The organism is Lysobacter firmicutimachus (genome assembly GCF_037027445.1).
Lineage (GTDB): Bacteria > Pseudomonadota > Gammaproteobacteria > Xanthomonadales > Xanthomonadaceae > Lysobacter > Lysobacter firmicutimachus.
In genome coordinates, this window is the sequence record NZ_JBANDL010000002.1 from 2,651,964 (window position 1) to 2,671,080 (window position 19,117).

Below are 19,117 nucleotides of genomic sequence, written 5' to 3' on the forward strand. Positions count from 1 at the left end.
CCTATCAGTCAGAGCCGTGCGGCCCTGATCAAACCTATGTCAAGACGTGGGGGACGGAGGGCAGCAGCAGCCCTGCTTACGGAAAGGTGCGGTCTTTGCCGCCGCCCGCCGTTGACTCTGGATACCTCGCAAGGCAGGCCAGGCGGGCGCGGAACGGAGCAGGGCCAGGCACGGTGATCCGACCGACTGGCAGCTCACAAACGAGCTGCGAGGATATGAAGCGCATGCGGGACGCCTATCTCGAAAGCGACTATGGCAGGAATACGGGGTACGACGGCCGTCGAGCTTGGCAGGATCGGGTCTACGACGCCTGTAAATAAATGAAAAAGGCCCCTCGCGGGGCCTCGTTCATTTCTGGCGATCGCCAGCGTCTCAGCCGACAGTGACGCCGCCGACCCGGAAGTCGGCCAACTCGATCACCACGACCTTCACCGGCTGACGGCCTCGGGCGGCCTGGGCGGCTTCCCGGCGGTTCCGGGCAGAGCTGGCCCGATCCGTACCGGCTTCCCGCCACAACAGCCCGCGCAAGCGCTCCGGGCTCACGCGTTCGCCACCGGGCCCGACCAGATCACGGCCACGTAAGCGCCAACCGGACCAGGGGCCAGTGAGGTTGAAATGGTTGTGGGCCTGTTGCTGCAGCAACGCGGCGGCGCAGTCGTTCGGGCATTTCTGGCCCTCAGACCAGCACGGGGGACGATTCGTCACGGTGACCTCCTGTCGGTGTGAGTACCGCCAGGAGAGCACGCAGGAAACGCACCAATCGCGACCAGATGCCCAGGCATCTAATTTCGCATAATGCATATTATGTTCTCGTGCGTTGCGATCCTGGGCCGCTTCTTTGCTGGTCTCGTTCCGTGCGTCTTTCGCGCGCTACCGTTGGCAACACAGGCAACCACAAGGAGTGTGACGCGTGAACCATGACTTCACGGACGAATGGTACGGATGGCGGCTGCGAGGTCGCCATCTCGTTTCAGAGGACGGCCAACGCATGACGGTCGAGCGCCTGCGCGGTCTGATGTGGCGCGATCAGATGGAACTGCGGCTAGCGGGCTTTGCCTCGCGGAACGCGGCTGAGCGCGCCAAGCGTGCGCCGGGCCGGGGCTTCAAGGTCAAGGTCGTCGTGATCGAGCTGGCCGACTTCCGTGTAGGCGGCGTCACGGCCGGCTGAGACGCTGGCGATCGCCAGAAATGAACGAGGCCCCCAACCGGGGGCCTTTTTCTTATCCTAGCTTCGACTACCGGGGGGCTTATGGAAGAGAGACGACACATCATCAGAAGCGATGAAGCCACAAAATGGGGCTGGCTTGGCCCCGGCCTGACCGTCTTTGTATTGATCGGGCTGGTCGGAACCGCAATAGCGACCGCTTACATCATCGGAAAGCAGCAGGCAGCCGCCAAGGACAGACAGGCCGCCCTACTGGCTTCACGTGCCCTGGCGGAAAAGCAAGGTGTCCGAAAGCAGTTCGACGCACTACGAGCCGAGCGCGACACGCTTCGCGCTGACGTAGCTCGACTCTACGCCGAGCTGGAAAAGCTTAGGCGGCAGCAACAGCCCGAGCCTAGCGCCGCCTCCCGATGCATCAACGGCCAACGGCTGATAAAGCGCGGCGCCGAATGGTCCGATAGCGGCCCCTGCTAGACACGACGAAAAGGCCTCCAATCGGGGGCCTTCTCGTTGGTGTTGTCGATCGGCGACCCTCGGAAAGCATTACGGGGCAAGGCTTTCAGCGGACCACTCCCCGCGGTCGAGCTCTCGGCGCCGAAAAGCGGGTCAGCGGGAGCGGTGGCGCGCCTGGTGCCGCACTGACGCGGGTGGTCCGTCTGGCGTTTCGTGCAATGCCGGCGCAGGCGCGGGTGAGGCGTTTAGCTGGAATTCCCGGCCGGCTCCGACGCGGGCACGGCAAGGTCGCCATACGTGCTGATCTGCCCTGCCCTCAGAACGGCGCCCGCGCTCGCCTGGGGCGCGTTCGGCGCTGACGGTGGCGACGGTGCGGGCTCATCCTGCCGCGCAGCCTGGGGCGCGGCGGCGAGCTGCCTGTAAGGGTTATAGACCGGGCCATCCCGAGCGATGCGCCGGCACTCGCCCTGACTAATGTCGTAGCGCGTGCCCTGCTCCGTCAGGCAGGTGCAACTCGCGTCGCGGTGGCCGCCGTCCGCATCGGTGCCGGCCTCCGCGGACATGCAGAGCAACTGAGGATCGGCCGTGGGCTGGCGCTGGTCAAAAACGGGCGCGGTCCAGGGCATGGTGGCGAAACGCGGAAGATGCGCCTTGGCGTAGTCGCCGGGGGTGTCGTAGTGGACGCCGGCCGCGTCCGGCGCGCCCCCACGCGTGCCGCGCGGAGCCGCGCCAGCCACGCCCGCCGAGGCGGACTTATTCTCGGCGGCGAACTTCTCGATCTTCGACTCATAGCTGTGCTTGAGGTAGAGCGAGCCGCAGAGCAGCAGAAAGAGCAGAACTGCAATCCAGCGCAGCCACATCGGCACGTGCAGCCGGCTCGTATTGAGAACCGTAGACGTGTAGTACTGAAAAACATCGTTGGGGCGAATCCACTGCGACTCATCGGAGCAGGCCGCCTTAACGTTCCCCTGGTACGAACTCCAGCGCTTGAGCGTGGTGGCCTTCCCGAAGCGGCGCTTAACGTGCACGTGTTCTTCGTAGAGGCCACGGAGGAACGGATCGAGCTGCAAGCCCTGTTGCGCGATCAGGATGAAGTCGAAGCCGCGATGACGATGCCGCGCCATCGCATCCACGTGACCGGGGACCTTCGATCCCGCATTTCGGTTCGGAAACGTCCCATAGCACTCGTCCAGCACGACGACAGAGCCATCGGGCAAAGACTGCCAGTCCTGCGGGTTGTCGATCGGCTTGAAGCCAAGCTGATCATAGGCAAGGTCTTTGATGCCGTGCGCGTAGACCTCACGCCCTTCCTTCTTGAGCTTCATCGCGCGCCAAAGCGCATAAGCCGTTTTTCCGTGGCCCGGCTGGCCGGTGACGAGCATCAGCATGTTCTGTTACCCCAGCTTGGCAAGCATGACTTTTTGCGTGGCCTTGGCCGCCATCGCCGAGAGAATCAGCGTAATGGCGATATCGAGTTTCAAGGCGCCGAAATAGGCGATTAGTAGCGAAGGCAGCGTGCCAACCTTGACTTGAATCAGGCCGATCAAGGCGGGGAACGCAATCTCTTTGACCGCCGCGCCGATGCCGATAGCGAGAAGGACGCGGCCAACGATTCCAGGCAGATAGGTTCGAAGTGCGTTGAGTAGCGCGGAGACGAGCGCGCCGATAATCAAAGGCATGGTCAGGGCCTCGCGAGAATGAAAATGGCGGTGACGAGCGCAAATACGTTGAACACGATTCCGGCCCAGCTAATGAGGGTGCACCACGACGCAGGAGGCGACGCCAGTTCACTCATGAATCCGCCAGTGAGAGCGCTACCGCCCGACGTAACGCCGAAGCCCGGACAAGTGCCGCCACCACCGACGAAGCCGGATGCATTAAGGCCACTCCCGTCGAGGCGCTGAGAAGGCGCCCATATATTCGTGTCGCCGGGTGCGCCGCCGGCGCCGGGGTCTTGGCTCATGCCTGGAACTTTCGTCCAGTCGGGTTGCTGCCCTGCACCGCCAACTGTGCCGCCCGCGTTGGCCTCCATCCGCTCAAGCGCGCAGCGCATGCGCCACGTTTGCAGGAGGCTGGCGTATTCCATTGCGTTGCACTTTTCACCCGTGCAAACCGGCATCGCATTGCAGGCGCCGCCTGTGATGTTCTCGTTTCGCCGCGTGTTGCAGTCTATGCGCCATTGGATGCGCGCCTGACCGCAGAGGATGTTGTCGCCGGAACACTGCGGCGGGTTCTTACAATCGTCGCCGCCAGAGAACTTGCCGTCGTCCTCGCCGGGGTCGGGATCGCCGTCGCCGTCGCCGTCTTTCTTGCAACTGCCGTCCTGGCCGCGCACCTGTCCGGCCGGGCATTTGCCGTCATCGACGCAACTTCCGTCCGGCCCCTTGGTCTGGCCGGCGGGACACTCTTCTTTGTTCGGGGTGCACTTGCCTTGAGAGTCCATATGCTGGCCGTTCGGGCACTGCTGGTCCGGAACGCACTTGCCTTCCTCCAGCCTCGTACCTGTAGGACACTCGGGCGGGCCGTCCGGCAAACAGTTCACGGACATGAGAGAGGACGCAACGCCACCGCCGGGCACGTAGCCGGGCGGACACTTATAGTCCCACACGTCGCACGACCGACCGGTCGCAACTTTCTTTGGTGGATTTTTTCCATCGTTGAAAAAGCGATGCTCGCACCCCGCGTCGCACCTCATGGTGCCGTTGATCGCGACGCTGTTAGATAGCCTTTCACCCAGCGACGAGCAGGTGTTGTTGTAGTAACGGGTATACGCGGCAACGCCAGTGCTATTAGTAGGCGATAGGCAAATCTTGACCGCAACAGCGGACGGCGGAGGATCATTGGTGAGGCCGCAAACCACCCAGTCGGGATAGCTCGGGTTCCCGGCATCCACGCGTCCACGCGCGGCGGCGAACGCCGCCGCTGCGGCATCGCCTTCATTTGCGCAACCGTCATCCACGCTCAATGAATACGACTTAGAACAGGTTCCGGTGGTCGCGAATGCGGCAGGCGCAGCGAGAACGGAAAGAAGGGCGAGAAAGATCAGGAGCGCTTGGCGCATGACTAGCCCTCAAATGCGAGCCAAGCGAATCCGAGAAGCGCGAGCATCACGAAATAGCCTGCGTATTCCATAACGAACACAGGGGCGGTTGCCCGCCCCTGCCCTATGTCGATTAGTTGGCGACTCGCTTGCCGGAGCGAACCATGAGGACGATGCCGGCGATGCCGAGGACAATGCCGCCGATCAGCAGCAGCTCGGGCTTATCGACGCCGGAACTGACGGCCTCGGCCATTGCGCCGGCGTTGGCGGCGGCGGCGAAAGCGGTCAGGGACAGCGCGGTCAGGCCCTGCTTGACGCGGGTGGCGATCTTGGTGTGCATGGTGGTATCTCCTAAACATTGGCAGTGCGACGAGCCTGCTTGATGTAGAACCCGATAGCCCAAGCGCCGATGATCACAGCGGACACTTGGATGCCTTCGACAACGTCGAGCGCAGGCGGAAAACTCGACGCAGGACCGTAGAAGGGCGCTGCGCACTCACCGGTTGCGGCGTTGTAGTCCGCTGCCTTGCAGTACTGGACTAGGAACTGTGCGGGTTGCTCTTCCATGATCGTTCTCGGTATCAGGCCGCCCGCCGCGAGCGACGGTCGGCCTACTGGCGGTTACTTGGTGGTCGGGACCGGCGGCGGCGTATCGACGCGCTTGCCGAGGCGAACGCGGGAAAGGATCAGGTTGCCGTGCTTGTCGTTGCCGAACGAATCGCCAGCCAGCTCATAACGACCCGGCTGGAATTCCTTGCCGACCTCGACATTAAGCTTGAACGGGCGCGGATAGTCGGACCCGGTATCGAGCGCGGCCTGCTGATCTCCGTACATGCGATCGCGGTACGGCCGCTGGTTGGTAACGGTGGTGCTCTTCACGACGACGTGCATGGCTTTATCTCCTGGTTGTGGCGGTTGCGCTCAAGCCAGAGCGCCCACCGGATCGCGGCGGTCAACATGACCGAGCCCTTCTCGTAGGTATTGCATGAGGTGTTCACTACCGAATCCCTTGAATATGCCGGGAACACCTGGGCGGCAGAGGGCTTCGCGGATGTAGGCGTCCGCGTCATCGCCAAAGACTTGGTGCACCAGGGTCAACGACCGACCCACCTGATTTTTGATAAAGCGCACCCAAGCGACCGCCGTCGCCTCGACCTTCGCGCGCACAGTGCGTAGTCGTTCGGTCACGTCAGCAGGAATCGCTTCGCACACGTTGTACGCAGCGCGCAGGTACGCGAGCGGCTGCAAGAGCATCTCGGGCGGAAGCTGCTGACGCTTGGAGTAGAAGCGCACTTCCACGCGAACCCACGGGCTATCGGGGTCGCCCTGCTCCCTGCCCTTGTGGTAAACGCAAAGCTCTTTGTGCCCCTTCTGGCCGGCGTAGAACGTGCACCCTGCTCCGCTGCCGTGGTCAGTGAGGTAACGGGTTTTGGGTGGTTTCCCTGGCCCATTGGCGCGCACGACCAGTTCGCCGGCTTGCACGGCCTCATGCATATCGCGCGGGTCGAAGTACTGGCCGAGGTAGTCATCGAACGCTAGATCGCAACGCGTGATGCGCGCGCCCAGTTGCAGCAGGCCGTGCACGGCGCGCTGCCAGTCGGTGATGCACGCGGTGCCCGCACCGGTCAACGACACGTGCGCGGTGTCGTTGTTGCCGCCGATGCCAACCTTGCCGGCGACTTCGCCACCAGGGCCGATGACCAGGGCGCTGTTGGTGTAGCCCTGGAAGCCTGCGCCGGAAAGCTCTGTAGCGGTCAGGCCACAGGCACGCCCGAACAGCATGGCGATCAGCTTCGCGGCGAATTCCTCTTCGCCGACCAACTCAAGCAGTCCCGTTGCGTCGCTTAGCGTCAACGACAGGTAGTCCACCAAAGCGCCGACACCGGGATCACCCTTGGGAATAGAACGCCTCGGCTTCGTGAGGCTGCCTCGGCGCTTGGGGATCAGTGCATTTTGGCCCGTGTTACTACACGGGCTTTTCGCCCCCCGGTCGCTGGGGGCATATTCGGTACACGCCCAACAGCAGCCGTCGCCGAAGTAGTGGTCGGCAGTCATGCCGCAGCGCCAGCAATAGTCATTGCTCACCGCAACGAGCCCCGAGCCGTCAGCCATGACGAATCTTCCCGTTACAGCGGTGCAGGCGGTCGCCGCAGCGATAACAGATGACACCGGGGACCCGGCCGGCGTCGGACGCATCGCCGTAGTGATGGCCGAACAGCTCGCAGAGAACTCGGCGGAACAGGTTACGCATGGCGCTTGCCCTCCTTGGCGCTACCAGTGCGGTGAGCATTGCGCATCGGCGTCGCGGCGGTCGCGACGTGCACGAGCGACTCGCGCTCGCAGGCGATGAACGTGTCGCGCCAGAAGTCGCGCAATGCGCGCTCATCGGCGACGGTGACGAAGTCGAGTTGGTCGCCCTTGAGGTAGCGCGATGCTGCGGCGCTAGCGACCTCGTATTGATCCCACGCCAGCTCGGCGAGCGTGGTGCTGATGTGCTGCATCCCGTTCGCGGGATAGCCATTGCGCGAAAAGATCATCTCCCCTGCCCCTCCATAGAGGCAGGAACGGCGGCACCGACTGGGGAGGGCGCCGGGCCCCGTCCCTGCCGGCAGCCCATTTAGCTACGGGTGTAGACGCTAGCCGGCTACAGCCGTAGCCGTCAACGGGTGTAGGCTACGGCCGTCATCTCACTCGCGGAGACAGTCTTATGGATTGGGTCGCTTTTTTTGAGGCCACCAGAGTGGCCGCTCGCGTGAAGAACTTCGCCGAACTGGCTCCGCTCCTGGGGATCAGCGATGGGGCTATTTCCCACTATCGCACCGGCAAAAGGCTACCAACGGCCTGGATCATCGCCGATTGCCTGAGAATCCAAGGGCATTCCTCCCCCGAAAAAGAGGCGGCCAAAATCCTCAAAGTGGCCGCGCACACATCGGAAGAGCGTGCCTTTTGGCGGCGTCTATCAGCGACGGCGGCGGCCCTGATGCTATGCGCAATGCCGTTCTCCGCCCCGACCTCTACTATCAATCACTTAGCGTCGGCGGCGTCCGAGCAATGCATATTATGTTATCAGGCCCGGCACCACCCAGACTTCGCTCGATTTACCCAACCACCCCGGACATGAGCTGCCCAGCTCGCCGTCTTGCGGCCACGGGAAACGGTGCCCCCCCCCAGCTACGCGGCCTGCGTCGGCACCTCCAACGTCAACGGCAACATCCAGAACGCCATCGACCGTCGACCCGACTCGGTCACCCAGGCAGCACAGTCGACTTCTAGGCCCCAGCGCGCCGGCGCAGCGCGGAATCTCGATCTGGTCGGTGCGCCGGGCTGCGCTCACGCATAACCGTACCCAAAGGTCCGCACTCGGACTCACCATCCCGATGATTTCGCCCCGAACGTCAACGGCAACATCCAGAACGCCATCGACCGTCGACCCGACTCGGTCACCCAGGCAGCACAGTCGACTTCTAGGCCCCAGCGCGCCGGCGCAGCGCGGAATCTCGATCTGGTCGGTGCGCCGGGCTGCGCTCACGCATGACCGTACCCAAAGGTCCGCACTCGGACTCACCATCCCGATGATTTCGCCCCGAATGCGTTCGCCCCGAATGCACGGGCGACACGCCTTTAACTGGCGATGGATCGCCGGGTGGCCGGCCGATCACTCCAGGCTCCGCAGGCAGCGGATACCGATTCGTTACGCGTCACGGCCCGTGCCGATCCTTACCCTCCGCATTGCCAACGCCGAACAAAACTTCGCATAATGTTTCCAGGTCGACCGCGTTGATGGCGAGCATCCGGCCTAGGTTGCAGCACCATCGGCGACTGCCGCAGCACGATCAGCAGACAGGGTGACGATATGACCGGAGAACACCCGATCCGGGTCCGACTCGAGCAGGACGAGGACTATGCTTTCCGTGTGGAGTTCGACGAGGCCGGGCTGGATGCCCTGCTCGTCGACGAACAACCCCCGCTCGGCGAAGGACGCGGCCCCAACCCTGCCCACCTGTTGCTCACCGGCATCGCCCATTGCCTCGCCGCAAGCCTGCTGTTCTCGCTGCGCAAGTACGGCAATGGGCCAGACAAGTTGCGCGGGGAAATCAGCGCCACCCTGATCCGAAACGCCCAAGGGCGCTGGCGTATCCCCCGCATTTCGGCGGAACTCTATTTGCCGGATGGCAACGAGCAGTACCTCCATCTCGAACGGATTCTGCAGCAGTTCGAGGAGTTCTGCATCGTCACTCAAAGCGTTCGCCAAGGCATCAACGTCGACGTCACCGTGTACGATGCGCATCGTCATCGCCTGCTCGGCGACAAGAGTTTCGAGGCCGGCTCATGAGCGACGCTGCGACGATCGCCTGTCCGCATTGCCACGCGCTGAACCGCGTTCCGCGTTCGCGTCTGCGCGACGCGCCCGGGTGCGGCCGCTGCCATAAACCGCTGTTCGCAGGCCAACCGGTCGCGCTCGATCCGCACAGTTTCGCCGTGCACGCGGAGCGGAGCGATTTGCCCTTGCTGGTCGACTTTTGGGCCCCGTGGTGCGGCCCGTGCCGGGCAATGGCGCCCCAGTTCGAGGCCGCTGCGGCGCAGCTCGAGCCCATGCTGCGCCTGGCCAAGATCGACACCGAGGCGCAGCCGGGCCTCGGTGCGAGCCACGCGGTGCGCAGCATCCCTACCCTGGCGCTGTTCCACCATGGAAAGGAACTTGCCCGGCGCTCGGGCGCGGTGTCGACCGCCGACATCGTACGCTGGGCGAGCGCCGAACTCGCCCGCGGCATGTCGCGATGAAGACCGACGCCGGAAAGGGCCGCGTGCGCTGCATTGGCGGACGCATGCTTGAGACACGCATGCTTGAGAACAGCCCGGCGCGCTGACGAACGGCCTCCCGAACGAATCCCTACCGGCTGGAGCGATCTTCGCCTGCGTTGACCCGGATCAATTCGCCCGCGCCGAGAAAACGGCACGATCGCAGCGACGACGGGAGGTGCATCGATGATGACACTGCCGCAACTGCAATCCTTCCTGCTGCTCGGTGCCTCGCTCAACTACGCGATATTGCTGCTCGGCTTCTTGGCCTGGGTGCTGATCGGCGACGCCCTTTGCCGCTTGCACGCGCGTTGGTTCACACTGGATCGCGCCCAGATTCATCAGGCGGCCTATTTGCTCTTCGGCGCATACAAGCTGGCGATCTGGCTGTTCTTCATCGTCCCTTGGCTGACCTTGTACCTGCTGCGCCAGGGCTGAGGTTCGCCCGCCTCGACCGGCGGTCTGATTTGTCCCAGCCGCCCGCCACCGCGAACGTTGAGGCCTCCTGCAGAGTCGGTACCGCTGCGAATCGCCGATGGCGACCTTTATGTCCGAACTCATCGATCGCGCACTGCAACTGCTCTACTTCATGGCCCCGGCCTATGTCGCCAACATGGCGCCGCCTTTCGTGCGCTACTGGCGGGGCTGGAATCGACCGATCCACGCGCCGAGCCTGGGCGAGCACAAGACCGTGCTCGGCTTCGCGTTCGGGGTACTGGCCGCGGTACCCATCGCGGCCGTGCAGAAAGCGCTCGCCCTTCCCGCTCCTCTCGTCGACTACACGCACTGGCCCTGGATCGGACTGGGCTTCGGTATCGGCGCGATGATCGGGGACTGCGTCAAGAGCTATTTCAAGCGGCGACGGAAGATCGCTCCCGGTGCGCCTTGGATACCGTTCGACCAGTTGGACTTCGTGCTGGGATCGCTGTTGCTGGTCGGCCCGTTCGCCGCATTGTCGGTCGCAGACGCGGTCTTCCTTCTGGCGATCTCGCTGATCGGCGACATTCTCGTCAACCGGATCGCTTTTCGGTTGGGCATCAAGACCAGTCCCTGGTGAACCGCGCCAGAAACTGGACGAAGCGGAACCGGGACAGGTCCGAGATGCCTACTTTGGCAGAGCCCTTTCCCGGCCCGCGGGTTTTCGCCGCTGGGGACGCGGCGCTCCGCCCGCTACAGGGACAGTTCGTAGATCACCTGGCTGGCGTCGTCGGGATCGACCCGGCTCTGGAAACCCAAATAGCGCGCCAGATCCCGCATCTGCACATTCTCGGCGGAATCGATCGAGCTCATGCGTCGGATTCCGCGAGCGCGGGCGACCTCGATCAAGTGGCGCATCAGCAGTGTGCCCAACCCCTTGTGCTGCCATGCGTCGCTGACTGTCACCGCGCATTCGCATTGCGTGCCTTCCTGATCGGTGCTGTAGCGGCTGACGCCGACGATGCGGTCGTGGCCGTCTTCGGCGACCACCGCAACGAAAGCGACTTCGTGCACGTAATCGACGTGGGTAAACCGCTCGAGCATCGCGTCGCTGGGGCATTTGACCTGCCCCAGAAAACGATAGCGCCTGGCCTCGGCGGACAATCCCTCGATGAACGCGCGCTCGGCCTCCTTGTCCTGCGGCAGGATCGGACGGATCAGAACATGGCTGCGATCGCGCAGCGTCTCCGACCAACGCGGATACTCCGGCCCGGCGGAAGGGGTGAACAGCAAAGGACCATGGCTCATGACGATTCTCCTGCGGTCGTGTCCGTCAAGCTAGACCCGGTGTTTCGCCGGCCGCTTGATCCAGGTCAAGCAGCGACCGGTCGGTTGCCGCCGCGCCTTGACCCGGGTCAAGCTCCACATCGATCGCCGATCCACACTGACGTCGCCGCCGGCGATTCGCGCCGGCCGGCATCGCCAATCAGGAGACGCGCCATGGCACTGCCCACCACTTGGAATCCGGTCGGCCCGCTCGCCCGGATCGATCCCTTCTTCGACGAATGGCTCAACGGACTCGGCGTCCGTCCCGCCCTGGCCAAGGAGTACGAGCGGGCGATGGAAATGCGCCTGGACGTGCGCGAGGACGAGGACCATTACAGCGTCCTCATCGACCTGCCCGGCGTCAAGAAAACCGACATCGACGTGTCCGTCGAAGGCCACCAGGTCAGCATCCGGGCGGAAGTGAACCGCGACAAGTCGGACAAAAAGGGCAAGCAGATCCATAGCGAGCGCTTCAGCGGCCAAGCGTATCGCTCGTTCCGACTGCCGCTGGAAATCGACGGCGAAAAGGCGACGGCGGCCTACGACGGCGGCGTGCTGAGCCTCAATCTGCCCAAGAAGAACGCAGCGTCCGGCAAGCGGATCTCGGTCGGCTGAACGCCGGATGCCGACGGGCCAAGCCGGGGGCGGCGAGCGCAACGCCGCTGCCGGCCCGGCGCCCGCACCGATGCGAACGGACCCGCCGCCGAGCCTGCCGTATCGCCGGATCCGTTCTGCAACGGCGCGATTTCGCTCCTGCGCCTAAAGGTCGCGGCAACGCTGATAGCGCCCCTCGCGATCGCGCAGTTGTTCCCAGCCGTTGTCGAGCCGCTTCATGGCCAACTGGCCGATGCAGGCCAGGCCGTACTGCCGCGCCGGCGCCGAGCCGTGCGCCGGCAGGCCGATCACGCTCGGCGACGGATGCGGCCGTCCCAGGCCGCGGGCCAGCACCATCGAGGCGTTGTAGTCGGTGTTCTCGCAAACCTGGCGCAGCCACGGCTGTGCCGGGTGGTGTTCGGTCAAGCGCTTGCAGTCCACCGGCCGGTAGCTGACCGTGATGGCGCGTGCCGGCGCCGCGGGACGCGGTTTCGGCGCGGACACGTGCAATTGCGCCGTCGCCAGCGCCGGCCACAAGGCCAAGACCAAGATCGGAATTCGCATCCCTGCCCCCTCAGGCGTTCTCCATCGGACCTACCGTTCCGGCGCGAGCATCCAGCCTACGACGGCGCTCGCATCTCACCGGTGCCGCGCCGTCAACGGCATTCGGCCTTGCCCGGCTGAATGCGGAATTTCTGCGGCCCCGGCATGGTCGACTTCTCGTAGATCACCTTCACCAGCACCGAACAGGTCTGCGACGACACGCGATAGCCGCCCTGGGCCCGCTCGATGCGCTCGATCGGCGCCTGCTTCAACGCTGCGGCCACGTCCTGGCTGCCGGTGACGGCCTGGATTTCGCGGCTGCTTTGCCAAAACGGCGGCAGCGCGGCCCAGGCCGGCACCGCCGAGGCCAGCAGTAGGGTCGCGATCGCCAGGCGATGAATCGTCGTGCTGCGCATGGCCCTGTCCCTCCGCCGGGCGTCGTCGTGCGCCCTCGCCCGCCGATCCTAGCGCGCTTGCGCACGCTTTGCTGCGCGCACCGCGATCCAGGATGAGCAATCGGTCGCATTCGGTCCGGCCCCGACGCAACGAGGCTGCCACATCGGCTCGCTACGGTGACGTTTCCCCCAGCCCTACGTGCCGAGCCGCCGCCATGCACGATCGCGACGATACCGCCCTGCCCCGCCGCCGTTTTCTAGGTCAAAGCGCCGCTGCCCTCGGGTGGGGCGCCGCTCGTCTCGCCCTGCCCACCCTGGCCGCGCCGGCGGTGATCGCATCGGAGACAGCGCGGCCGCGCCTGGATTACGGCATCCAATTCGGCGATGTCGGCGCACAAGGAGCCACTGTCTGGGCACGCAGCGACCGTGTTTCGCGCATGTGGGTGGAGATCGACCGCGACGAACGCTTCCGCCGCCCACTGCGCCTGTGCGGTCCTTGGGCCACCGCGGGCAGCGACTTCACCGCCCGCCTGGACCTGCCCTTGCGGCCCGACGGTGCCGCACGCCATGTGCGGGTCGCGTTCGAGGACGCCGATAGCGGCTTGCGCAGCGCATGGAGCGAAGGCCGTTTGCGCGCCGCGCCGGATCGTTCGCGGCCGGTGCGATTCGTATGGGGCGGCGACGTCGCCGGCCAGGGCTGGGGCATCAATCCGGAGATCGGCGGCATGCGCATCTTCGAGGCCATGCGCCGGCGGGACCCCGACTTCTTCCTGCACTCCGGCGACAGCGTCTATGCCGACGGGCCGATCGCCGCCGAGCAGGCCGCCGAAGACGGGCGGATCTGGCGCAACCTGGTCGCCGAAGGCGTGCATAAGGTCGCCGAAACCTTGGACGAGTACCGCGGCCGCTACCGTTACAACCTGCGCGATGCGCACCTGCGCCGATTCGCCGCGCAGGTGCCGCAGCTGTGGCAGTGGGACGATCACGAAGTGGTCAACAACTGGTCGCCGGGCAAGGATCTGAACGCCGATCCGCGTTATGCGGTGAAGGATGTCGACCTGCTGGTGCGGCGTGCGCGCCAGGCCTTTCTCGAGTACTCGCCGCAGCGTCGGCTGCGCGATGCTGCGGCGACGCGGATCGACCGGGTCGTGCACTACGGCCCGCTGCTGGACGTGTTCATGCTCGACATGCGCAGCTATCGCGGCCCCAATACGCACAATCTGCAGACTGCGCCGGATGCCGATACCGTCTTCCTCGGCCGTCGCCAACTGCGCGAACTGATCCACAACCTGCGCCGCTCGCGCGCGACCTGGAAGATCGTCGCCGCCGATATGCCGCTGGGCCTGCAGGTGCCGGACGGCAGCGACACCGCCGGTCGCAAGCGCTGGGAAGCGGTCGCCAATGCCGATCCGGGTCTGCCGCGCGGGCGCGAGCTGGAGTTCGCCGAATTGCTGCGGGCGATCCGCGACGTACCCAACGTGGTCTGGCTGACCGCCGACGTGCATTACTGCGCCGCGCACTATTACGACCCGAACCGGGCGGCATTCCAGGATTTCGCGCCGTTCTGGGAGTTCGTCGCCGGGCCGCTCAATGCCGGTTCGTTCGGGCCGAACGCGTTGGATGCGACTTTCGGCCCGCAGGTGGTGTTCCAGAAGGCGCCGCCGCATGCCAACGCCTCGCCGCTGGCGGGCTATCAGTTCTTCGGCGAGGTCAATATCGATCCGTTGACCCGCGAGTTGCGGGTGGACTTGCGCGATCTCGACGGGCGCAGCGTGTATGCCAAGAGCTTGGCGGCGGCTTGAGGGTTAGCGGCTTGGGGAACTGGCGGCGCAACGGCCGCTGGGTTGCAGGTCGCGGCGTAGCGACCGGGACGGGACGCGGTCGCGGCTCGTGCCGCTCCTACTCCCTGAAACCGGATTCGCTGGGGCTCAATGCTTGAGATCCAGCCTGGCGGTCTTGTCGCGGTAGCTGCGCTTGGGATCGGCGCCGAGCAGCAGCTTCACCCCGGCCAGCAGGCTGTTCTCGTTGAGCCAGACTTCGGCCTGGTCCGGATCAAACCGCAGCAGGGCGAGCTTGGGATCGTCCTTGCCGCCCTCGTACCAGGCGGCGATGAAGGGATTCCACAGCCGCTCGATCACCGCACGGTCGAGCCGGCGATGCAGTTGACCGGTCACGGTCGCGAACAGTGCATGGTCTTTCGAGGCCAGGGTCATCACCGCCGCAGCCGAGTCGCCGTCCTGGGCCTGCACCAGCCCGTTGTCGGTCGCGGTGAAAAACCATATCGGCCCGTGCGCGTGCTCGTACAGCGCGGTCATCGGCCGCGGCAAACCGAGGCGGCCGCCTGCGCTCTCCAAGCCCAGCATCACGGTGCGGTCGGACTCCAGTGCCTTCCAGAATTTCTGCTCGAGTTCCTGCGGGGTATGCGACATGTACGGTCTCCTGAACGCTGGGTCGAAGTCGAGCGATCGATAGCCGGTGGGCCGGGCAGCTCAACGTTTGCCGGCCGGGAGCGGGTCTTGGTCCGGGTCGTAAGCCGGCGGCGTATAGAAATTGACGGTCTTGAGCAGACTGCGGCCGGTATTGCGGATTTCGTGGCGCTCGCCGCGTTCGATCGCGATCAGGCTGCCGGCGCGCAAGGTCCGCCGCACGCCCTCGACGATCGCCACGCCGGTGCCGGACACGACGTACAGCCATTGGTCGGCGCCGCGATGGCGATTGTCCGGACCGCCCTCGCTGTCGCCGGGCGCGATCACCATCTCGGCGGCCTGGGCGCGGCGCAACGTGAACGCGACCCGAAACCCTTTGCCGAAGCGAAAATGCTTGTATTGCATCTGGGTTCTCCCTTGCGATGGCCACAGCCTCGCGGTTGCGGCGTTAAGCGCGCACAGCGGCGGCGTGAAGAAACCCGCATTCACGCCGCGACAACGAAGCGAGCCCAAGCATCGACCCACCCTCTACCCGGAATCGCAGCTTGCCTACCGCGCATCGATCCGCCGCCTCGCCCCAGCGCCTGCGCATCGGCTGCGCAGGCTGGTCGCTGCCGGCCGCATCCCGATCGCACTTCGGCGCCGGCGACAGCGTCCTGCAGCGCTACGCCAGCCGTTTCGATGCGGTCGAGATCAACTCCTCGTTCTATCGCCCGCACCGGCGTGCGACCTACGAACGCTGGGCGGCCAGCGTGCCCGACGGCTTCCGCTTCAGCGTGAAGCTGCCGCGCAGCATCACCCACGAGGCCGGCTTGCGCAGCGTCGGCGAACCGCTCGCCGAGTTCGTCGGCCAGGTCGAAGGGCTAGGCGCCAAGCTCGGCGTGCTGCTGGTGCAGTTGCCGCCGCGGCTGGCCTTCGATGCCGCGGTCGCGGCGCACTTCTTCGCCATGCTCGGCCGGCGCAGCGCTGCGCCGGCGGTGTGCGAGCCACGCCACCGCAGTTGGTTCGAACCGGCCGCGCAGGCGCTGCTGCAGCGGCACCGGATCGGCCGCGCCGGGGTAGATCCGGCGCTACCGCTCGCCGCCGCCGCGACGCCTGGCGCCGCTGGCGGCGTGCGCTACTGGCGCTGGCACGGCTCGCCGCAGGTCTACTACAGCGCCTACGGGTCGCAGCGCCTGCGGGCGATGGCGCAGGCGGCGCTGGCATCGTCCGGCGATGCCGAGGCCTGGTGCATCTTCGACAATACCGCGGCCGGACATGCGGTCGAGGACGCGCTCGCCCTGCAGGCGCTGTGTGCGGATGCGGACTGAGACGCGCGGGATCTAGGGCGCCAGCGCCCGCAGCGTGTCCAACCGGTCGGCTTCCGCCGCGGGTTTGTCGTGGCGCCAGCGCAGGATGCGCGGAAAGCGCACCGCAACGCCCGATTTGTGCCGGCCGGAACGATTGACGGCTTCGAAAGCGAGCTCGAACACCTGCTGCGGCTCGACCGACCGCACCGGCCCGAATCGCTCCAGGGTGTGGGCGCGAATCCATCGGTCCAGCGCTAGGATCTCGGTATCGTCCAATCCCGAGTACGCCTTGGCCACCGGCACCAGCGCGCCCTCGTCCCACAGCGCGAAGGTGTAATCGGTGTAAAGACTGCTGCGCCGGCCGTGGCCGGACTGGGCATAGACCAGCACCGCATCGATGCTCAGCGGATCGATCTTCCATTTCCACCAGTCGCCGCGACGGCGGCCGCGCTGGTAAGTCGATTCGCGGCGCTTGAGCATCAGTCCTTCGACTCCGCGTTCGCGCGCCTGCTCGCGGCAGGCCGCCGCTTGCTGCCAACTCCGCGCCGGCACCTGCGGCGATACGGCGATGCACGGCTCGCCGATCTGCTGCAGCAACTCGGCCAGGGCGGCGCGGCGCAGCGACAGCGGGCGCGCGCGCCAGTCTTCGCCGTCGAGTTCGAGCAGATCGTAGGCCAGCACCCGCGCCGGCGCTTCGGCCAGGGTCTTGGCGCCGGGCTTGCGACGCTGGATCCGAGTCTGCAGCGCGGCGAACGGCCGCGGCGTCTCGTCGCCCTCGCGCCAGACCAGCAGCTCGCCGTCGATCACGCAGTCGCGGCGCAGCCGTTGCGCCGCCGCCTCGATCTCGGGGAAACGCCCGTCCAGACGTTCCTCGCCGCGCGACCACAGCACCGCCTCGCCGCGCCGGCGCAACAACTGCAATCGGATGCCGTCCCATTTCCATTCCAGCAGCCAGTCCTCGACCGCGCCGAGGCGCTCGACCGGCGTCTCCAGCGGCGAGGCGAGGAAGAACGGGTACGGCTGCTGCCGGTCCTCGACCCGCGCCTGCGGCTCGAGCAGGCCGGCGACGAACTGCGGCGACGGCGCCCAGTCGCCGAGCATGCGCTGGGCGATCAGGGCGATGTCGACCCGCGACCATTCCGCCAACGCCTGCTGTACGAGTTTCTGCGACACGCCGACCCGCAGCGCGCCGGTCAACAGCTTGTTGAACACGAAACGCTGCGCGAACGGCAGCGAACGCCAACCGGCGACCACGGCTTCGCGACGAGTGATCGGGTCGGCGCCTGCACACGGCGCCAGCCGCTGATCGATCCATACATGCAGCGGCAGGTCCAGATTGCGTTCGGGGTCGTCCAGCAGCAGGGTCAAGGTTTCGGCCAGGTCGCCGACCTGGTCGTAGCTCTCGTCGACCAGCCACACCGGCAAAGCCGCCTCGGCGGCGATCCATTCGCGCAATTCGCGGGTATTGGCGATGCGCGCCAGCTTGGCGCCGGACAGCAGCCACAGGGCCCAGGCCAGGTCCTGCGTCGACGCCTGTTCGAAATAGGCGCGCAGGGCGGCGCGTTTGTCGCCGGTCGCGGTGCTGCGGTCGAGCTGCTGGTACAGGGCGGCGAGGCGCTTCATGTCGCCGGGCTTTCGAATTCGGCGCTGCGCCACGCCTCGGTGCGCAGGCCGCGTTCGGCCAGGCTACGCAGCAGCGCGTCGCTGCGCCCGTGCGTCGCGATCACGCGACCGGCACCGCTGTCCTCGACGCTGCGCAACAACGCCGGCCAGTCGGCGTGGTCGGAAACCACAAAGCCGCGGTCGATGTTGCGCCGGCGGCGATTGCCGCGCACTCGCATCCAACCCGAGGCGAAGCCGGTCTGGACCCGGCGGAACCGGCGCATCCAGGCCGAGCCGGCCGCCGAGGGCGGCGCCAGCACCAGTTCGCCCGCGTAGTCGTCGCGTCCGCCCTGCTCGGCCACGTGCGCGGTCTCGACCATGGCGATGCCGGCCCGGCGATAGACCTCGACTCCCGCGGCGATCGCGCCGTGCAGCCAGACCCTGCGCGGATCGATCCGAGCCAGTTCGGCCAGCAGGCGCTGCGCTTTGCCCAACGCATAGCAGAACAGCACCGCGGCCTCGCCGCGCGCCGCGCAGTCGAGACGCCATTGCACGATCTCGGCCACCACCTCGGCGGTGTCGGGCCAGCGGTAGACCGGCAGGGCGAAGGTCGACTCGGTGACGAAGACGTCGCAGCGCTGCGGCCGGAACGGTGCGCAGGTCGGGTCGTGCTGGCGCTTGTAGTCGCCCGACACCACCCAGACCCGGCCGCCGGCCTCGATCCGCACCTGCGCCGAACCGAGCACATGCCCGGCCGGATGCAGCGACACGCTCGCGTCGCCGAGCGCGAAGACCTCGGCGTAGTCGTAGCTGCGATAGTCCTGTTCGCCCAGGCGCCAGCGTAGGATCGGCAAACCGTCGCGAGTGCCGTGGTACTCCCCCATGCCGTGCCGCGCATGATCGCCATGGCCGTGAGTGATGACCGCCCGCGGCACCGGCCGCCACGGGTCGACGTAGAACTTCCCGTGCGGGCAGTACAGCCCTTCCGGGCGAACCACGATCAGATCGTCGCGGGCGGCGTCGGCGCTCATGCGGGCAGCCTAGCGCGGCGCCCCGGCGCCACGCTT

At 66.1% G+C, this 19,117-nt stretch carries 27 protein-coding genes; 10 read left to right on the forward strand and 17 right to left on the reverse strand.

What is annotated here, in order from left to right:
* Positions 1-372 precede the first annotated feature (372 nt).
* Positions 373-705, reverse strand: coding sequence for a DUF3653 domain-containing protein (locus V2J18_RS11655; RefSeq protein WP_336131864.1), 333 nt, complete (start codon positions 703-705; stop codon positions 373-375).
* A gap of 205 nt (positions 706-910) precedes the next feature.
* Between V2J18_RS11655 and V2J18_RS11660 the strand changes: the two genes are divergently transcribed.
* Together V2J18_RS11660 and V2J18_RS11665 are read left to right on the forward strand one after the other, a co-directional pair.
* Complete coding sequence (locus V2J18_RS11660) at positions 911-1,168, forward strand: DUF3653 domain-containing protein (protein ID WP_336131865.1); 258 nt, start codon at positions 911-913, stop codon at positions 1,166-1,168.
* Between the two features lie 81 nt (positions 1,169-1,249).
* A complete protein-coding gene (locus tag V2J18_RS11665) occupies positions 1,250-1,639 on the forward strand; it encodes a hypothetical protein (protein ID WP_336131866.1) in 390 nt (129 codons plus the stop codon).
* Between the two features lie 224 nt (positions 1,640-1,863).
* Here the strand turns inward: V2J18_RS11665 and V2J18_RS11670 are convergent, their stop codons facing one another.
* The 9 genes from V2J18_RS11670 to V2J18_RS11710 all read right to left on the reverse strand — a co-directional run bounded on the left by V2J18_RS11670 (position 1,864) and on the right by V2J18_RS11710 (position 7,195).
* Positions 1,864-3,006 carry a zonular occludens toxin domain-containing protein gene (locus tag V2J18_RS11670; RefSeq protein ID WP_336131867.1) on the reverse strand — a complete coding sequence of 381 codons (1,143 nt, stop codon included), beginning with the start codon at positions 3,004-3,006 and terminating at the stop codon, positions 1,864-1,866.
* 6 nt (positions 3,007-3,012) lie between these two features.
* Complete coding sequence (locus V2J18_RS11675) at positions 3,013-3,297, reverse strand: DUF2523 family protein (RefSeq protein WP_336131868.1); 285 nt, start codon at positions 3,295-3,297, stop codon at positions 3,013-3,015.
* 2 nt (positions 3,298-3,299) lie between these two features.
* Positions 3,300-4,679 (reverse strand): hypothetical protein, encoded by a 1,380-nt coding sequence (locus tag V2J18_RS11680; RefSeq protein WP_336131869.1) that lies wholly within the window; start codon positions 4,677-4,679, stop codon positions 3,300-3,302.
* Positions 4,680-4,791: 112 nt separating this feature from the next.
* Positions 4,792-4,998 carry a hypothetical protein gene (locus V2J18_RS11685; protein ID WP_336131870.1) on the reverse strand — a complete coding sequence of 69 codons (207 nt, stop codon included), beginning with the start codon at positions 4,996-4,998 and terminating at the stop codon, positions 4,792-4,794.
* 11 nt (positions 4,999-5,009) lie between these two features.
* A complete protein-coding gene (locus tag V2J18_RS11690; protein ID WP_336131871.1) occupies positions 5,010-5,225 on the reverse strand; it encodes a hypothetical protein in 216 nt (71 codons plus the stop codon).
* A gap of 54 nt (positions 5,226-5,279) precedes the next feature.
* Positions 5,280-5,549 carry a single-stranded DNA-binding protein gene (locus tag V2J18_RS11695; RefSeq protein WP_336131872.1) on the reverse strand — a complete coding sequence of 90 codons (270 nt, stop codon included), beginning with the start codon at positions 5,547-5,549 and terminating at the stop codon, positions 5,280-5,282.
* 30 nt (positions 5,550-5,579) lie between these two features.
* A complete protein-coding gene (locus V2J18_RS11700) occupies positions 5,580-6,770 on the reverse strand; it encodes a replication initiation factor domain-containing protein (RefSeq protein WP_336131873.1) in 1,191 nt (396 codons plus the stop codon).
* Positions 6,763-6,909, reverse strand: a complete 147-nt coding sequence (locus tag V2J18_RS11705; protein WP_336131874.1) for a hypothetical protein — start codon at positions 6,907-6,909, stop codon at positions 6,763-6,765. The genes V2J18_RS11700 and V2J18_RS11705 overlap by 8 nt, the downstream gene beginning before the upstream one ends.
* A complete protein-coding gene (locus tag V2J18_RS11710) occupies positions 6,902-7,195 on the reverse strand; it encodes a hypothetical protein (protein ID WP_336131875.1) in 294 nt (97 codons plus the stop codon). Before V2J18_RS11710 ends, V2J18_RS11705 begins: the two co-directional genes overlap by 8 nt.
* Before the next feature lie 170 nt (positions 7,196-7,365).
* Here V2J18_RS11710 and V2J18_RS11715 point away from each other — a divergent pair, with 170 nt between their 5' ends.
* The 5 genes from V2J18_RS11715 to V2J18_RS11735 all read left to right on the forward strand — a co-directional run bounded on the left by V2J18_RS11715 (position 7,366) and on the right by V2J18_RS11735 (position 10,515).
* A complete protein-coding gene (locus V2J18_RS11715) occupies positions 7,366-7,779 on the forward strand; it encodes a DUF3693 domain-containing protein (protein WP_336131876.1) in 414 nt (137 codons plus the stop codon).
* Between the two features lie 732 nt (positions 7,780-8,511).
* Positions 8,512-8,991 carry an OsmC family protein gene (locus V2J18_RS11720; RefSeq protein ID WP_336131877.1) on the forward strand — a complete coding sequence of 160 codons (480 nt, stop codon included), beginning with the start codon at positions 8,512-8,514 and terminating at the stop codon, positions 8,989-8,991.
* Positions 8,988-9,440, forward strand: a complete 453-nt coding sequence (gene trxC, locus V2J18_RS11725) for a thioredoxin TrxC (RefSeq protein ID WP_064748333.1) — start codon at positions 8,988-8,990, stop codon at positions 9,438-9,440. The genes V2J18_RS11720 and trxC overlap by 4 nt, the downstream gene beginning before the upstream one ends.
* A gap of 204 nt (positions 9,441-9,644) precedes the next feature.
* On the forward strand, positions 9,645-9,896 hold the full coding sequence (locus V2J18_RS11730; protein ID WP_064748334.1) for a DUF6868 family protein: 252 nt from the start codon (positions 9,645-9,647) through the stop codon (positions 9,894-9,896).
* Between the two features lie 109 nt (positions 9,897-10,005).
* Positions 10,006-10,515, forward strand: coding sequence for a CDP-archaeol synthase (locus V2J18_RS11735; protein ID WP_079248210.1), 510 nt, complete (start codon positions 10,006-10,008; stop codon positions 10,513-10,515).
* Positions 10,516-10,628: 113 nt separating this feature from the next.
* On the opposite strand, the gene V2J18_RS11740 is transcribed toward V2J18_RS11735, so the two are convergent.
* Entirely contained in the window at positions 10,629-11,183 is a 555-nt protein-coding gene (locus V2J18_RS11740; protein WP_064748337.1) for a GNAT family N-acetyltransferase, read from the reverse strand.
* Positions 11,184-11,375: 192 nt separating this feature from the next.
* Between V2J18_RS11740 and V2J18_RS11745 the strand changes: the two genes are divergently transcribed.
* Complete coding sequence (locus tag V2J18_RS11745) at positions 11,376-11,816, forward strand: Hsp20/alpha crystallin family protein (RefSeq protein WP_064748338.1); 441 nt, start codon at positions 11,376-11,378, stop codon at positions 11,814-11,816.
* 144 nt (positions 11,817-11,960) lie between these two features.
* On the opposite strand, the gene V2J18_RS11750 is transcribed toward V2J18_RS11745, so the two are convergent.
* Together V2J18_RS11750 and V2J18_RS11755 are read right to left on the reverse strand one after the other, a co-directional pair.
* The gene (locus V2J18_RS11750) at positions 11,961-12,359 is read right to left on the reverse strand and encodes a hypothetical protein (RefSeq protein ID WP_261370124.1); all 399 of its coding nucleotides are present in this window, start codon (positions 12,357-12,359) and stop codon (positions 11,961-11,963) included.
* Positions 12,360-12,451: 92 nt separating this feature from the next.
* The gene (locus V2J18_RS11755; RefSeq protein WP_064748340.1) at positions 12,452-12,754 is read right to left on the reverse strand and encodes a hypothetical protein; all 303 of its coding nucleotides are present in this window, start codon (positions 12,752-12,754) and stop codon (positions 12,452-12,454) included.
* A gap of 194 nt (positions 12,755-12,948) precedes the next feature.
* Here V2J18_RS11755 and V2J18_RS11760 point away from each other — a divergent pair, with 194 nt between their 5' ends.
* Positions 12,949-14,535, forward strand: a complete 1,587-nt coding sequence (locus V2J18_RS11760; RefSeq protein ID WP_064748341.1) for an alkaline phosphatase D family protein — start codon at positions 12,949-12,951, stop codon at positions 14,533-14,535.
* 126 nt (positions 14,536-14,661) lie between these two features.
* Here V2J18_RS11760 and V2J18_RS11765 read toward each other — a convergent pair whose 3' ends face one another.
* A complete protein-coding gene (locus tag V2J18_RS11765) occupies positions 14,662-15,162 on the reverse strand; it encodes a pyridoxamine 5'-phosphate oxidase family protein (protein ID WP_064748342.1) in 501 nt (166 codons plus the stop codon).
* 60 nt (positions 15,163-15,222) lie between these two features.
* Positions 15,223-15,564, reverse strand: a complete 342-nt coding sequence (locus tag V2J18_RS11770) for a cupin domain-containing protein (protein WP_064748343.1) — start codon at positions 15,562-15,564, stop codon at positions 15,223-15,225.
* A gap of 140 nt (positions 15,565-15,704) precedes the next feature.
* Here V2J18_RS11770 and V2J18_RS11775 point away from each other — a divergent pair, with 140 nt between their 5' ends.
* Positions 15,705-16,469 carry a DUF72 domain-containing protein gene (locus tag V2J18_RS11775; RefSeq protein ID WP_336131878.1) on the forward strand — a complete coding sequence of 255 codons (765 nt, stop codon included), beginning with the start codon at positions 15,705-15,707 and terminating at the stop codon, positions 16,467-16,469.
* Positions 16,470-16,481: 12 nt separating this feature from the next.
* On the opposite strand, the gene V2J18_RS11780 is transcribed toward V2J18_RS11775, so the two are convergent.
* Together V2J18_RS11780 and V2J18_RS11785 are read right to left on the reverse strand one after the other, a co-directional pair.
* On the reverse strand, positions 16,482-18,071 hold the full coding sequence (locus tag V2J18_RS11780; RefSeq protein WP_336131879.1) for an ATP-dependent DNA ligase: 1,590 nt from the start codon (positions 18,069-18,071) through the stop codon (positions 16,482-16,484).
* The gene (locus tag V2J18_RS11785) at positions 18,068-19,081 is read right to left on the reverse strand and encodes a ligase-associated DNA damage response exonuclease (protein WP_336131880.1); all 1,014 of its coding nucleotides are present in this window, start codon (positions 19,079-19,081) and stop codon (positions 18,068-18,070) included. Before V2J18_RS11785 ends, V2J18_RS11780 begins: the two co-directional genes overlap by 4 nt.
* Positions 19,082-19,117 lie beyond the last annotated feature (36 nt).

Coding starts and splice junctions, on each gene's coding strand:
- V2J18_RS11665 (WP_336131866.1), top strand. CDS start 1,250: ATGGAAGAGAGACGACACATCATCAGAAGCGATGAAGCCACAAAATGG.
- V2J18_RS11670 (WP_336131867.1), bottom strand. CDS start 3,006: ATGCTGATGCTCGTCACCGGCCAGCCGGGCCACGGAAAAACGGCTTAT.
- V2J18_RS11675 (WP_336131868.1), bottom strand. CDS start 3,297: ATGCCTTTGATTATCGGCGCGCTCGTCTCCGCGCTACTCAACGCACTT.
- V2J18_RS11680 (WP_336131869.1), bottom strand. CDS start 4,679: ATGCGCCAAGCGCTCCTGATCTTTCTCGCCCTTCTTTCCGTTCTCGCT.
- V2J18_RS11685 (WP_336131870.1), bottom strand. CDS start 4,998: ATGCACACCAAGATCGCCACCCGCGTCAAGCAGGGCCTGACCGCGCTG.
- V2J18_RS11690 (WP_336131871.1), bottom strand. CDS start 5,225: ATGGAAGAGCAACCCGCACAGTTCCTAGTCCAGTACTGCAAGGCAGCG.
- V2J18_RS11695 (WP_336131872.1), bottom strand. CDS start 5,549: ATGCACGTCGTCGTGAAGAGCACCACCGTTACCAACCAGCGGCCGTAC.
- V2J18_RS11700 (WP_336131873.1), bottom strand. CDS start 6,770: ATGGCTGACGGCTCGGGGCTCGTTGCGGTGAGCAATGACTATTGCTGG.
- V2J18_RS11705 (WP_336131874.1), bottom strand. CDS start 6,909: ATGCGTAACCTGTTCCGCCGAGTTCTCTGCGAGCTGTTCGGCCATCAC.
- V2J18_RS11710 (WP_336131875.1), bottom strand. CDS start 7,195: ATGATCTTTTCGCGCAATGGCTATCCCGCGAACGGGATGCAGCACATC.
- V2J18_RS11715 (WP_336131876.1), top strand. CDS start 7,366: ATGGATTGGGTCGCTTTTTTTGAGGCCACCAGAGTGGCCGCTCGCGTG.
- V2J18_RS11720 (WP_336131877.1), top strand. CDS start 8,512: ATGACCGGAGAACACCCGATCCGGGTCCGACTCGAGCAGGACGAGGAC.
- trxC (WP_064748333.1), top strand. CDS start 8,988: ATGAGCGACGCTGCGACGATCGCCTGTCCGCATTGCCACGCGCTGAAC.
- V2J18_RS11730 (WP_064748334.1), top strand. CDS start 9,645: ATGATGACACTGCCGCAACTGCAATCCTTCCTGCTGCTCGGTGCCTCG.
- V2J18_RS11735 (WP_079248210.1), top strand. CDS start 10,006: ATGTCCGAACTCATCGATCGCGCACTGCAACTGCTCTACTTCATGGCC.
- V2J18_RS11740 (WP_064748337.1), bottom strand. CDS start 11,183: ATGAGCCATGGTCCTTTGCTGTTCACCCCTTCCGCCGGGCCGGAGTAT.
- V2J18_RS11745 (WP_064748338.1), top strand. CDS start 11,376: ATGGCACTGCCCACCACTTGGAATCCGGTCGGCCCGCTCGCCCGGATC.
- V2J18_RS11750 (WP_261370124.1), bottom strand. CDS start 12,359: ATGCGAATTCCGATCTTGGTCTTGGCCTTGTGGCCGGCGCTGGCGACG.
- V2J18_RS11755 (WP_064748340.1), bottom strand. CDS start 12,754: ATGCGCAGCACGACGATTCATCGCCTGGCGATCGCGACCCTACTGCTG.
- V2J18_RS11760 (WP_064748341.1), top strand. CDS start 12,949: ATGCACGATCGCGACGATACCGCCCTGCCCCGCCGCCGTTTTCTAGGT.
- V2J18_RS11765 (WP_064748342.1), bottom strand. CDS start 15,162: ATGTCGCATACCCCGCAGGAACTCGAGCAGAAATTCTGGAAGGCACTG.
- V2J18_RS11770 (WP_064748343.1), bottom strand. CDS start 15,564: ATGCAATACAAGCATTTTCGCTTCGGCAAAGGGTTTCGGGTCGCGTTC.
- V2J18_RS11780 (WP_336131879.1), bottom strand. CDS start 18,071: ATGAAGCGCCTCGCCGCCCTGTACCAGCAGCTCGACCGCAGCACCGCG.
- V2J18_RS11785 (WP_336131880.1), bottom strand. CDS start 19,081: ATGAGCGCCGACGCCGCCCGCGACGATCTGATCGTGGTTCGCCCGGAA.